5 protein-coding genes are annotated in these 13,654 nt (G+C 68.7%); all 5 read left to right on the top strand.

Annotation, left to right across the window (positions count from 1 at the left end):
* Nucleotides 1-4 precede the first annotated feature (4 nt).
* The 5 genes from pglX to AMYTH_RS0110470 are packed head-to-tail and all read left to right on the top strand — an operon-like array spanning nucleotide 5 to nucleotide 13,551.
* Complete coding sequence (gene pglX, locus AMYTH_RS0110490; RefSeq protein WP_051363051.1) at nucleotides 5-3,643, top strand: BREX-2 system adenine-specific DNA-methyltransferase PglX; 3,639 nt, start codon at nucleotides 5-7, stop codon at nucleotides 3,641-3,643.
* Entirely contained in the window at nucleotides 3,640-7,437 is a 3,798-nt protein-coding gene (locus AMYTH_RS0110485; RefSeq protein WP_027930282.1) for a hypothetical protein, read from the top strand. The genes pglX and AMYTH_RS0110485 overlap by 4 nt, the downstream gene beginning before the upstream one ends.
* Nucleotides 7,434-10,118: a BREX-2 system phosphatase PglZ gene (pglZ, locus tag AMYTH_RS0110480; protein WP_323807229.1), complete on the top strand. Its 2,685-nt coding sequence runs from the start codon at nucleotides 7,434-7,436 to the stop codon at nucleotides 10,116-10,118. The genes AMYTH_RS0110485 and pglZ overlap by 4 nt, the downstream gene beginning before the upstream one ends.
* The gene (brxD, locus tag AMYTH_RS0110475) at nucleotides 10,115-11,440 is read left to right on the top strand and encodes a BREX system ATP-binding protein BrxD (RefSeq protein ID WP_027930280.1); all 1,326 of its coding nucleotides are present in this window, start codon (nucleotides 10,115-10,117) and stop codon (nucleotides 11,438-11,440) included. The genes pglZ and brxD overlap by 4 nt, the downstream gene beginning before the upstream one ends.
* Entirely contained in the window at nucleotides 11,437-13,551 is a 2,115-nt protein-coding gene (locus tag AMYTH_RS0110470) for a DEAD/DEAH box helicase (protein ID WP_027930279.1), read from the top strand. Before brxD ends, AMYTH_RS0110470 begins: the two co-directional genes overlap by 4 nt.
* Nucleotides 13,552-13,654 lie beyond the last annotated feature (103 nt).

Genomic DNA, 13,654 nt, shown 5'->3' with positions numbered 1-13,654 from the left:
CTTGATGGACCACAAGCAGTTGGTGAAGGACCTGCAGCGCCAGGTCCTGATCCTGGAGGACGACCTGCGCGAGCGCAGCGACGAGGTGCCCGAGTTCGCCACCGCACTGCGGGCGGAGTACGACGACGCCCGGGAGAAGAACCGAACGGCGGCGACCTACGAGTCGTGGCGCGACGACCGGGTCACCCAGGTGGCCGCCGCGTGGGTGCTGGGCACGGTGTTCGTGCGGTTCTGCGAGGACAACGGGCTGATCGAATGGCCGTTCATCGCTGGTCCGGGGGAGCGGCTGGCGGACGCCGAGGAACGCCACGAGGCGTACTTCCGGGAGTTCCCGCAGCGCAACGACCGGGATTGGCTGATCGAGGCGTTCACCCACCTCGCCAAGACCCACCCCACGGCCGCCGGCCTCTTCGACAAGCGGCACAACGCGCTGTGGGAGATCACGCCGTCGTTCGAAGCGGCTACCGCGCTGCTGCAGTTCTGGCGCCGCCGCGACGGTGAGGGCAACATCCGCTACGACTTCACCGACCCCGAGTGGGACACCCGCTTCCTCGGTGACCTCTACCAGGACCTTTCCGACCACGCCCGCAAGACCTATGCACTGCTGCAGACCCCGGTGTTCGTGGAGGAATTCATCCTCGACCTGACGCTGGAGCCTGCCATCGAGGAGTTCGGCCTCAAGGGACTGCGCACCATCGACCCGGCCTGCGGTTCCGGCCACTTCCTGCTGGGCATCTTCCACCGGCTGCTCGACAAGTGGCGGGCCGCCGGGCCGGGGACCGACGACTGGGAGCTGATCCGGCGCTCGCTGGAGTCCGTGCACGGGTGCGACAAGAACCCGTACGCCGTGTCCATCGCGCGGTTCCGGTTGTTGGTTGCGGCGCTGCGTGCCGCTGGTGAGAAACGCCTGGCGGCTGCGCCGACGTTCCCGATCAACGTCGCGGTCGGCGACTCGCTGATGCACGGGCGAGGCGTGAACTGGCAGCAGATCGAGTTGGATCTGTTCGCATCGGGGGAGCGGCACACCTATCGCACTGAGGACGTCAATGAGTTCATCGATTTCTGCGACCTGCTGGGGGTGGGCTCTTACCACGTGGTCGTCGGCAACCCGCCGTACATCACCGTGAAGGACAAGCAGGAGAACGAGAACTACCGGAAGGTCTACGACAAGGTCTGCTCGGGCAAGTATGCGCTTTCGGTACCGTTCGCGCAGCGATTGTTCGACCTGGCGGTTCGGACGAGCGGGTCTGACCGTCGCGCTGGTTTCGTCGGGCAGATCACCGCGAACTCGTTCATGAAGCGCGAGTTCGGCAAGAAGCTGATCGAGGACTTCTTCGCGCAGCGGGTCTCGCTCACCCACGTGATCGACACTTCGGGTGCCTACATTCCTGGGCACGGAACACCAACTGTTATCCTTATCGGACGAAACCACATCGGACGGGAGAACGACGCGATCCGCGCGGTGCTTGGCGTGCGCGGCGAACCCACACAGCCGGAGGTGCCAGCGCAGGGGCTGGTCTGGTGTGCGATTTTGGGGCAGGTCAACAACCTGGGCAGTGAGTCGGAGTGGGTTTCGGTCGAGGACATAGCACGACAGCGGCTCGGGAAGTACCCGTGGAGTTTGAGTGGCGGCGGAGCATCTGATGTTCTCGGTGTGATAAACCGGCATCGAAGTGGCGTGCTGTCAAGTTTTATCGACGGCAATATCGGTTTTGCAAGTTTTCCAGGTCTTGATGATCCATTTTTCCTCCCTAGGTCCTGGGGGGCGCGGTATGTTGCTGCGCCTGAACTCTCGAGAACGCTGGTAACCGGGGAATACCTGCGCGATTGGCGAGTGGCAAGTGATGAGATCGCCGTGACCCCTTATGGGTTCGACCTAGAACTCCTTCCGCTAGACATGGGTGCGACTTGGGGTCGGCATCTATGGAGGTTTCGTCGTGTCCTTCATGCACTTACCGGGTTCGGTGGTATAAGTCGAATGGAGTCGGGAGAACCCTGGTGGGGGTGGTACCGTTGGATACCATCTAGGTATCGCTCACGCCGACTCATTTGCTTTGCGTCGGTCGCGACACATAATCAATTCGTTCTTGCCTCGAACAAATTTGCCTTCAATCGACATGCGCCGGTGATCAAGTTGCCGGAGGGGGCGAGTGAGGACGATCACCTGGCGCTGCTGGGGGTGCTGAACTCGTCGACGGCGTGCTTCTGGCTCAAGCAGGTGAGCCACAATAAGGGCAACAGCGTTGACAGCAGAGGAGCGCGCACCACTGCCGTGCCGTGGGAGGACTTCTACGAGTTCACCGGCACCAAGCTGCAGGAGTTCCCCCTGCCCCGCGAGCTGCCGCTCGAGTTCGGGCGTGCCCTGGATTCTCTCGCCCAGCAGCTCGCGACACTCGAACCGGGGGCGTTGTGCGACAACGAGGTCCCCTCACGGGCGCGGCTCGACGCGACGCGCGCTGAGTACGAGCACGTGCGCAGCAGGATGATCGCGCTGCAGGAAGAGCTCGACTGGCACACCTACGGCCTGTACGGCCTGCTGACCGACGCCGATCTCGCGCGAGTCGCCGCCCCCGACCGAGACAGCGTCCCCGAGGTTCGCCTCGGCGAGCGAGCCTTCGAGATCGTGCTGGCACGCAAGGCCGCAGCCGGGGAGCTCGAGACCTCCTGGTTCGAACGGCACGGCTCAAACCCCATCACCGAGATCCCAGCCCACTGGCCGGACTGGTACCGGCGGATCGTGCAGGTGCGGATCGACATCATCGAGCAGCGTCGCGACATCGCGCTGATCGAGCGGCCGGAGTGCAAGCGGCGGTGGGCTACCCAGCCGTGGGAGAAGAAGGAAGCCGAGGCGCTGGAAACGTGGCTGCTGGACCGGTGCGAGCGGCGCGACCTGTGGTACGGCCTGCGTGACGGATTCGAGCAGCCGCGGGTGCTGACGGTCAGCCAGCTCGCCGACGCCTTCCGCGACGACAAGGACATGCACTCGGTCGCGCAGCTCTACGCGACCGATCACCTCGGCAAGCGCGACCTGACGTTGGCCCAGGTGCTGGAGCGGGTCATCGCCGACGAGCACGTGCCGTTCCTGGCCGCGATGCGCTACAAGGACTCCGGGCTGCGCAAACGCGCCCAGTGGGAGCACGTCTGGGAGCAGCAGCGCGAGGAAGACCGCACCGGCGAACGGCTCAACATCCCGGTGCCGCCGAAGTACACCTCCGCCGACTTCCGCAAGACCAGCTACTGGTCGCAGCGCGGCAAGCTCGACGTACCGAAGGAACGGTTCATCTCCTATCCCGGCGCCAGCCCGGACGCCGACCCGACGCTGCTGCTCGGCTGGGCCGGCTGGGACCACAAGGACCAGGCGCAGGCGTTGGTCAATCTGATCAACGACCGAACCCACGACGCCGGGTGGGGGCGTGATCGGCTCACCCCCTTGTTCGCCGGGCTCGCCGAGGTGATGCCTTGGGTCAAGCAATGGCACGGCGACTACGACGCAGAGTGGGGCGGCGTGCCGGCCGAGGAGTACCAGGCGTTCCTCGACAAGGAGCTGACCACGCACCAGCTCTCGACGCACGACCTGACCGCGTGGCGGCCCGTCACGCCGCGGCGCGGCCGCCGTAGCAGCACGAAGGATGATCAGCAGTGAGCGGAGCGGAAACGTATCTCCGGGACGTCCTCGACATCCCGGAATCGGTCCACGCGGGCGACTTCAAGATCGACCTGACCAAGGGGTTCGTCGAGACCGACGCCCGCGTCGCCGAGTACGTGGTGACGGACCAGCTCCGGCAGGCGTTCAGCAAGGCGCTGTCGATCGTGCGGGCCGCCGTGCGGGACGGCACCTCGCACGCCGCCTACCTGCACGGCTCGTTCGGCTCCGGTAAGAGCCACTTCCTCACGGTGCTGCACGCCGTGCTCAACAACGACCCGGTCGCCCGCGCCAAGCCCGGATTGCAGCCGGTCGTCGCGGAGCACGACGACTGGTTGCGCGGCAAGAAGTTCCTCATGGTGCCCTACCACCTGGTCGGCGCCACCGACATCGACTCCGCGATCCTCGGCGGCTACGTGAACACCGTCCGCCACGAGCACCCCGGCCGACCCACCCCGCCGGTCTACCGCGCTGATGCGATGCTCGCGGACGCTGCGCGGCAGCGGAAGTTCCTCGCCGACGACGCGAAGTTCGCGGAATGGTTGGGCAGCGCCGCGCCCGCCGCCGGCGACGATCTCGACGACCTGGACGTCATTGAAGGAACCAGCGTCAGCACCTGGACCACCGGTGAGCTCGACCGCGCGTTCAGCGCCCCCGCGGGCGACCCGGTGCGTGACGCGCTGGTCTCCGCACTGCTGTCCGGCCCCATGTCCTCCTACGTCCGCGGCGCTACCGGCGACGCCGAGGCGTTCATCCCGTTGGAGAACGGCCTTTCGGTGATCAGCCGTCACGCCCGGGACCTCGGGTACGACGGGCTGATCCTCTTCCTCGACGAGCTGATCCTGTGGCTGCAGGCGCACATGGCAGACCAGGAGTTCGTCAACACGCAGGTCAGCAAGCTCGTCAAGCTCATCGAGTCTGGCGATGCCGATCGAGCACTGCCGATCGTGTCCTTCATTTCCAGGCAGCGGGACCTGTCCAAGCTCGTCGGCGAGGACGTCACCGGCGCGGACGTGAAGAACCTGGAGGCGCAGGTGCAGTACCTGGCCGAGCGGTTCGACATCGTCTCCCTGGAAGACCGCAACCTGCCGGCGATCATCAAGGAGCGCGTCCTCAAGCCGAAGACCCCCGAGGCGGGCGCGGTGCTGGAGAACGCTTTCACCGCGATCGAGTCCACCAACTCCACCGTTCGTGACGTGTTGCTGGACGCCAACGGCGCCACCGGAGCCGATTGGAAGGACTTCCGCGACGTCTACCCGCTCTCCCCGGCGCTGCTCAACGTCCTCGTGGCGCTGTCCGGGGCGCTGCAACGCGAGCGCACCGGGCTCAAGCTGCTGCAGGAGATGCTGTACCGGCGCCGCGCCGACATGAAGCTCGGCGAGCTGATCCCGCTCGGCGACCTCTGGGACGTCCTCGGGGACGGCACCGGCGACGCCTTCACCGACCGCCTGCGCGAGGAGTCCGAGACCGCGCACCGCTTCCACGCTCGGGTCCGCGCGTACCTGCTGGAGAAGTACGGCAGCGAAAGCGACCCGCGGTTCGTCGCGGACGACCGTTTCGTCAAGACGCTGCTGCTCGCATCCCTGGCGCCCAACGTGCCCGCGCTGGCGCGGTTGACCGGGACCAGGTTGGCGGCGCTGAACCACGGCTCGATCCGCTCGCGCACCGTGGCTCCCGGCGCCATGGTGGTCAGCCGGATGCGCGAGCTGGCGGCGGAGTTCGGTGAGCTGCGCGCCGAAGGCGACGAGGATCCGGTGTTCCGGCTGCAGCTGTCCGATCTGGACATCGAGCCACTGCTGGATGCTGTCGGCGAACAGGACTCGGTCGGCGCGCGCCGCATCTGGACCAAGCGGCAATTGTGGAAGCAGCTCGGGATCCGCGACACCGAGGAGTTCGTGTGCGAACGCGAGGTCGTGTGGAAGGGCACGCGCCGCACCGTCGAGTTCGTCTTCGCCAACGTACGCGACAGCCACGACCTGCCGGACCTGCAGTTCACGCCGAGCGTGCCGGGCCGCATCCGCATCATCCTCGACTACCCCTTCGACCAGCTGGGGCACGCGCCGAGCGACGACTCCGGACGAGTCACCCGGCTGCGCCGCGAAGGGTTGGAGGCGGCCACCGTCGTCTGGCTGCCGCACTTCCTGTCTCGGCAGAAGACCAACCAGCTCGGCCGCTTGCTCAAGATCCAGTACCTGCTCGACCGCAACCGCCTCGACGACTACGCCGGTGAGATGTCGGCCGACAACCGGGTCAAGGTGCGCCACCAGCTGCAGGCCCAAGCCGACACGCTGGAGTCCCAGCTCACGGCTGGTTTGCACCAGGTTTACGGCATCTCTCGAGGCGATGAGGCGACCATCGGCGCACAGGTCGGCGACGAAGGCCACGTGCTGTCGCTGTTCCCCGGTCATACCCCACGGCTAGCGGCCGGGGCTGGCTTCGAGCAGAACGCGCTCACACTCGCCGACGGCCTGTTCGCCGCCCTGTACCCGAAGCACCCGAACTTCGACCCCACCGGCAACCGCAAGCCCGTCACCCTCGGCGAGCTGCGGACCGTACTGGGCTGGATCACGCGCGCGATGGAGGACGGACAGCGCCGCGTCGTGGTCGACCGTGCGCACCTGGCGCTGGTCAAGCGAATCGTGCACCCGTTGGAGCTGGGCGAGGTCTCCGACGGCCCGCTCAACGTCTCCGCCGAGTGGCGGCGCCGGATCGAGCAGGCGGCCGGGCAGCACGGCGCCAGCGGCGACTACACGGCCGAGGACATCCGCTCCTGGATCGAGGAACTCGGCTACACCGGGCTGGACAAACCGGTCAGCAACCTGATCATCGCGACCTACTCGCTCCTGGCCGACCGCGCGTGGGTGATGCACGGCTCACCCCTTCGGGAGCCCCCGGAACTGGACAAGATCGGCCCGGGCCACGCGCTGCGCGCGCAGGAGCTTCCCGGGGCAGACGAGTTCGCCACGGCGCGCAGCCGAGCGGCGGCCCTGTTCGGGGTGAACGTGCCCGACCTGCTGTTCGCGCGCAACGTCAACCGGCTCGCCTCCGACGTGCGTGAGCAGGTGGCGACGCTGGAGGGGGCGGTCAACAACCTGCGCCGCTCGCTGGAGGCGCGAGCCGACGAGCTGGGAGTATCCGCCTCCGCTGCCCGCGTCGCGGTCGCGCGCGACGCCGCCACGCTGCTTGCCCGGCTGTCGGCCACCCGTGAGGCCACCGCGGTCGTGCGTGAACTCGCAGCCGCTCGTTACGACGTGAGCGATCAGGTGCTGGGCAACGCGATCGCGACGGCGCCGCAGGTACTCGACGCCCTGGACCGGGTCGACTGGAGCCTCGTCGAGTCGGTGCGGCGATTCGTCGAGCGGGAGGACGCGGTCGGGGTCAAGGCGCGGCGGCTGCTGGAGGACATCCGCGATGCTGCGAGCGTCGACGAGTTCACGCGCTCGCTCGTCCCGGTGCTCGGCGGTGTTCGCCGCGCAGCCGTGGCGCTGGTCGAGGAGGCGGCGAGACTCGCTGCCACATCGGCGCCCACCGCACCCCCGACACCACCCACGCCCACTCGGGCCTCGGGGCAGCTGAGCTCGACGCCGGAGGCACCCCCGGTCGAGTCGCGAGTCGGCGAACCGGTGGGACGCCGGCCCGCGCCCTCCAGGCGTCGCATCGCCACCAGCGTTGTTGAGCAGGAGTTGACGAACATCCTGAGCGACCTGTCGGCGGAGATCCGGGAGTACGCCAAAGGCCATCCCGGCGTGGAAATTGTCCTGGACTGGCACATCGTGGGTGAGGACCAGTCGTGACCGCTGCGCCGCCGCACCTGAACCGGCGGATGATCGAAACGCTGCTCGCGGACTGGCTGCCCAAGGCCAAGCAGCGCCGCCTCGTGCTGATCTACGGCCGGTACGAGGAGGGGAGCAGCGAATTCACCGTCGGCGTCGCCGGGGATCGCAGGCGCGTGCACGTCACCGACCAGCACTCCGTTCTCGGACTCGTCGAGGCCTGGCAGCGGCACCAGGCCGAGCGTGATGGAGACGACCTGCTCGTGGTGACGACCAGCGTGGACGACGCCCAGCTCGGCTGGAACGTCCGCGGCTACGCACTCGGCCGGTCCACGCAGACCGTCGATCGGGCCCGGATCGTGGCGCAGCGGTTCGGCGCGACGGACCTCGACCCGCGGATCCGCACCGAACCGTGGCTGATCGACGCCTTGCTGGACGCCGAACCGCCGGGTGGATGGCCACGCAACGGCTCGGTGCTCACCCGCGATGCGGCGATGCGCGCGCTGATCGGTGCCAGGCTCGGCGGCGGCACGCTTCCCGAAGGGGCGCTCGATCCTGGGGCCCTGCTCACCTGGTCGCTGGAGCCGACCGGGCCGGACCGGTTCGCCCGGCTCTCGGAGCAGGAGCGCGCCGGCGTGGCCGACTGGCTGGCCGGAACCGTCGGCGAGGTTGCTCGCATCATCCTCCGCCTCGCAGCGGATGGGCGAGCAGCCGACGCGATGCCGCTGGGCTTGGTCGGAACGGTCGTCACGCGCCCGAACGCTTCCCCGGAGGACGCGCTCGCCTTCGGCGGCCTGCTGGCGGGGGTCCAGCCGCAGGTGCTGCGCGCGTTCACCGACGCCGTCGGGGGAACGATCGAGCGCTGGATCAGCGAGGCCGAGTCGGGCGGGCTGCTCGCTGCGGTGGCACGGGAGCGGGTAACCGCCGTCGCGGAGCGCGCCGATCAGCTCGCCGCAACCGTGAACCTCACCGAGGCGCTCCGGGACAGCCGGTTCCTGCCGTCCAGCCTCGCGAGCGCGCTGCGCGCGCTCGCCTCTGCCCTGTCACGCCCGCCCGCCAAGGGCGGTATCGGCGCCGTCGAGCGCGTGCTCGACGATGTCCGCAACCACGCGCTGGCGCGGTTGTACCCCGAACGCCTGCGAGCGGCGGAAATGGCGGTGCGGATCCATCGCTGGCTCGCCTCGCCGCTTCCGGACGTCACCTCCGTCGCGACGGCGGTGCGGAACCAGATCGCGGAGTGGGCCTGGGTGGATCGAGCACTGACGACGCTGTGGGTCGGTGACGCCGGCGGCAACCCCGCCGTCAGCCAGGCGTACCGGGCGCTGTACCAGGCTGCACGCGACCGGCGTGACCGGCTGGACGAGCAGTTCGCCACGCGGCTGGCGAGCTGGGTGCCGCGAGCTTCCAGCAACGACCCCGGCGGTTGCCTGCTCGTCGAGGACGTCCTCGACGCGATCGCCCGGCCGGTCGCGGGCCGCCGTGCGCCGCTGATCGTCGTTCTCGACGGCATGAGCACGGCGGTCGCCACCGAGTTCGGTGAGCAAGCCGCCGCCCGCGGGTGGCGGGAAGCCTCACCGCGGCAGGGAGAACGCCTCGCCGCGGTGACGGTGATCCCGTCGGTGACCCGCGCGGCACGTGCGAGCCTGCTCGCCGGCACGCTCAACGTCGGTGATCAAGCCGCGGAACGGGGCGGCTTCACCGCGTACTGGCGCAAGCACCGGCGCGGCGCGGCGCTCTTCCACAAGAACGACCTCGCGGGCCAGGCTGGTCACCGGCTCGCCGATGCGCTGGTCGACGCCCTCGCCGGCGAAGACGTCGTCGGCGTCGTGCTCAACACCATCGATGACGCACTGGACCACGGCAAGGAGGGCGAGCGCACGGGTTGGTCGATGCACGAGATCACCTATCTGCCCGAGCTGCTCGACGCGGCGCGCGGGTACGGGCGGCCAGTGTTGCTCGTCGCCGACCACGGTCACGTGCTGGAGCGGTCGGCCACCGACAAACCGCTGAAGGCCGCGGGCGTCGAGTCGGCGCGGTGGCGCGCCGGCGCACCAGGCGACGGAGAGGTTGAGCTCGCCGGTCCCCGGGTGCTGCTCGGCGGTGGACGGGTCACCGTTCCATGGCGCGAGGACGTCCGCTACACCTCCCGGAAGTCCGGCTACCACGGGGGCGCATCGCTGGCTGAAATGGTCGTGCCCGTACTGGTGCTGCTGCCGTCCGACGAGCTCCTCCCGGCCGGATGGCACGTGCTCTCGCCGGAGGCCGTGATCCCTGCCTGGTGGGAGCAGCAGCGCGCCTCGCTGCCCGAGCCCACCGCCCCCGTCCGCGGACCGGGCAGGCGCAAGGCAGAACCGGAACCGGCGATGTCGCTGTTCTCCGTGGAGGAGCCCGTCGAATCGATCGGTGCGCGGGTCGTCGCCACCGACGTCTACGCGGCGCAGCGCGCGTTCGTGCCCAAGGCTCCGGACAAGCAGATCGTGGCGACGGTGATCGACGCCTTGTTCGACGCCGACGGGTCCCTCTCACTCAGTGCTGTTGCGGAGCGTGCGGGTCGAGCGGCGCGTCGTCCCGAGTTCTTCGCCGCCACCCTACAGCGGCTGCTGAACGTCGACGGCTACCCTGTGTTGTCACTGCGTGACGGGGACCGTAATGTCAAGCTCGATCGCGAGATGCTTCAAGCGCAGTTCGGAGTTCGAGTGTGACGACCGGTCAGGCGAGTGAGGTGCGCCGGCGCGAGGCGGTCGACGCCCTGCGGCGCGGCACGGTGCCGCGCTCGGGCCTCGACCTGCTCGCTGTCGGTCTGGACCGCTTCGCCGCCGCCATGGACGAGGACCTGGACACCGTGGCCCGCGGCGGGGCCGCGTTCCACGCCGTGCGCGGTGAGTACGGCTCGGGGAAGACCTTCTTCACCAGATGGCTGGCTGAGCGTGCGAAAAGACGTGGTCTGGCGACCGCAGAGATCCAGATTTCGGAGACCGAGACGCCGCTGCACCGGCTGGAGACGGTCTACCGGCGCCTCACCGAGCGGCTGACCACAGCCACCCATCAGCCCAGCGCGCTGCGCGCGGTCGTCGACTCCTGGCTCTACACCCTCGAAGAGCAGGTCATGGAGACCGGCGAGGTCGCCGAGGACGACGAGAAGGTGCTTTCGGCCGAGGTGGAGCGGCTGATGGAGCAGCGCCTCGCCGATGTGGCGCGCACGACTCCCGCATTCGCCGCCGCCCTGCGCGGTTACCAGCACGCCGTGACAGCCGGCGACCACGCCACCGCCGAGGCGCTCATCGCCTGGCTCGGCGGGCAGAAGTCGGTGGCGGCCTCGGCCCGCCGGGCGGCCGGGGTGCGAGGCGACCTCGACCACTTCGGCGCGCTCGGATTCCTGCAAGGGCTGCTTACCGTGCTGCGCGACTGCGGCCACCCCGGGTTGCTCATCGTGCTGGACGAGACCGAGACGCTGCAGCGGGTGCGCGGCGATGTGCGCGAAAAGGGCCTCAACGCGCTTCGGCAGCTGCTCGACGAGATCGACGCCGGCCGCTTCCCTGGACTCTTCCTCGTGATGACGGGGACTCCGGCGTTCTTCGACGGGCAGCAGGGTGTGCAGCGGCTACCGCCACTGGCCCAACGACTTGCCACCGACTTCGGCACCGACGCCCGGTTCGACTCGCCGCGCGCCGTGCAGCTGCGTCTTCTCGGCTTCGATCTCGACCGGCTCGTCGAGCTGGGGCAACGGGCGCGAGACCTGCACGCGAGCGTGGCACGCCACCCCGAGCGCATCGGGGCCGTGGTCGACGACGGCTACCTGCGGGACTTGGCCTCGGCGCTGACCGGGCAGCTCGGCGGCAAGGTGGGTGTCGCGCCACGACTGTACCTGCGCAAGCTGGTGGCGGACGTGCTGGACCGCGTCGACGAGTTCGAGGACTTCGATCCTCGGGCGCACTACGCCTTGACCGTGTCGGGGACGGAGCTGACCGAGTCCGAGCGCAACGCCGCCGCGAGCGCCGACGACGTCGAGCTGGACATCCCGTGACGCAGGCCCTGGCGCGGCTGCATCCCGCGCTGGTGCACCACATCGTCAACACCCTGGGCTGGCGCTCGCTGCGACCGCTGCAGGAGCAGGCCATCGAGCCGGTCCTCGAGGGGCACGACGCGGTGCTGCTGGCCCCGACCGCGGGCGGCAAGACCGAAGCGGCGTGCTTTCCGTTGCTGAGCGCGATGGAAGAGCACCGTTGGACTGGGCTGTCGGTGTTGTACGTGTGCCCGCTCAAAGCGTTGCTGAACAACCTGCTGCCGCGGCTGGAGACCTACGCCGCGTGGCTCGGCCGGCGCGTGGCGATCTGGCACGGGGACGTCACGGCCGGCGCTCGCCGGGCGGTGCTGCGCGACCCACCCGACCTGCTGCTCACCACGCCGGAGTCGCTGGAAGCGATGCTGGTCAGCGTCAACGTCGACCACGCGCGGTTCTTCGCCGGTGTGCGCGCGATCGTGGTCGACGAGGTGCACGCGTTCGCCGGTGACGACCGGGGGTGGCACCTGCTCGCCGTGCTCGAACGTCTCACGCGGATCACCGGCTCGCCCATCCAGCGGATCGGGCTGTCAGCGACCGTGGGCAACCCGCGGGAGCTGGTGACCTGGCTCCAGGGGGCGAGTCACGGAACGCGTGAGGGCAGGGTGGTCGCCCCCGACGTCAAGCCGGCCCTCGGGGCGATTCCGCCCGGCGAGCTCGAGATCGACTACGTCGGGTCGGTGCACAACGCGGCGACGGTGATCGCGGCCTTGCACCGGGGCGAGAAACGGCTGGTGTTCTGCGATTCCCGGCAGCTGGTCGAGGAGATCGGTGCTGCTTTGCGGGAGCGCGGCGTGACGACGTACCTGTCGCACGCATCCTTGTCATTGGACGAACGCAGACAAGCCGAGCAGGCGTTCGCCGAAGCGCGGGACTGCGTCATCGTGTCGACATCCACCTTGGAACTCGGCATCGACGTCGGTGATCTCGACCGGGTCATCCAGATCAACGCACCGTCCACAGTGGCGTCCTTCCTGCAGCGGCTAGGCCGCACCGGTCGCCGATCGGGGAGCTCGAGGAACTGTCTCTTCCTCGCCCTGAACAAGGATTCCCTGCTGTGGGCATACGCACTGGTCTTGCTGTGGAGCCGCGGGTTCGTCGAGCCGGTGCACGCGCCGCCCGAACCGCGTCACATCGTTGCGCAGCAGATCCTCGCGTTGTGCCTGCAGGAGCCCTCGGTCGGCAGCAGGCTGTGGAGCGAGGCGTGGAACGGACTCGCTCCGTTCGACCGCAGTGCCGAGCCGATCAAGCGGCACCTCCTCGCTCAGGGCTTCGTCGACCAGGACGGTGAGCTGTTGTTCATCGGCCTGGAGGCTGAGCGCCGGTTCGGCAGGCAGCACTTCATGGGCATGACCGCGGTATTCACCGCTCCACCGCAGTTCACCGTGTTCGAAGGGCGCCGCGAGATCGGCCGGACGGACCCGGCGTTGCTCACCGAAAAGGTCGACGGTCCCCGCCTTCTGCTGCTGGGTGGCCGCAGCTGGAAGGTGACCTGGACCGACTGGAAGCGCCGCCGTTGTTTCGTGGAGCCCGCCGAGGCGGGAGGTCGTGCGCGCTGGATGACACCCGGCATCGGCGGTGTGGGGTTCGACCTGTCCCGTGCCGCGCGCGATGTCCTGCTGGGAGAGGATCCGCCGGTGAAGTTGACCCAGCGGGCGGCGCGGGTGATGGCGGAGCTGCGTGAGAGGCGGCTCGACGTCGTGCACCCAGGTGGCACGGTGATCAGCCGCCAAGGCCTCGACGTGCGGTGGTGGACGTGGGCGGGATTCCGCGCCAACGCGACCCTCGCGGCAACACTGGGGGAGCTGGTCGACGAAAAGCAACGGTTCGACGACGTTTCCGTCCGCCTCCGGTCCGATCTCACCAGGGAGATTTGGCAGGCTGCCACCGCTGACGCAGCCGAACGATTGTGCTTGCCAGATGTCGACGAGCGGGCACTGGCCGGGCTGAAGTTCAGCGAAGCCTTGCCGCGCCGGCTCGCCGTGGCCACGTTGGCGGCGCGGCTCGCGGACTTGGATGCGGCGGCGAAGGTGCTCAAGGAACCCGCTCGGTTTGCGATCGGTTCTCAGGTGTGAAGACCAAGCCCTTCTCATCCAATGTGCGCCAGAAGAATCGCGACGGCACACAAGATAAGTGGACCGCCAGGGCATGCGGCATCTACCCGGCGCTTGGTCCTCG

It is taken from the genome of Amycolatopsis thermoflava N1165 (genome assembly GCF_000473265.1).
GTDB classification, from domain to species: Bacteria; Actinomycetota; Actinomycetes; order Mycobacteriales; family Pseudonocardiaceae; genus Amycolatopsis_E; species Amycolatopsis_E thermoflava.
This window is presented reverse-complemented; position numbering and strand designations above follow the sequence as displayed.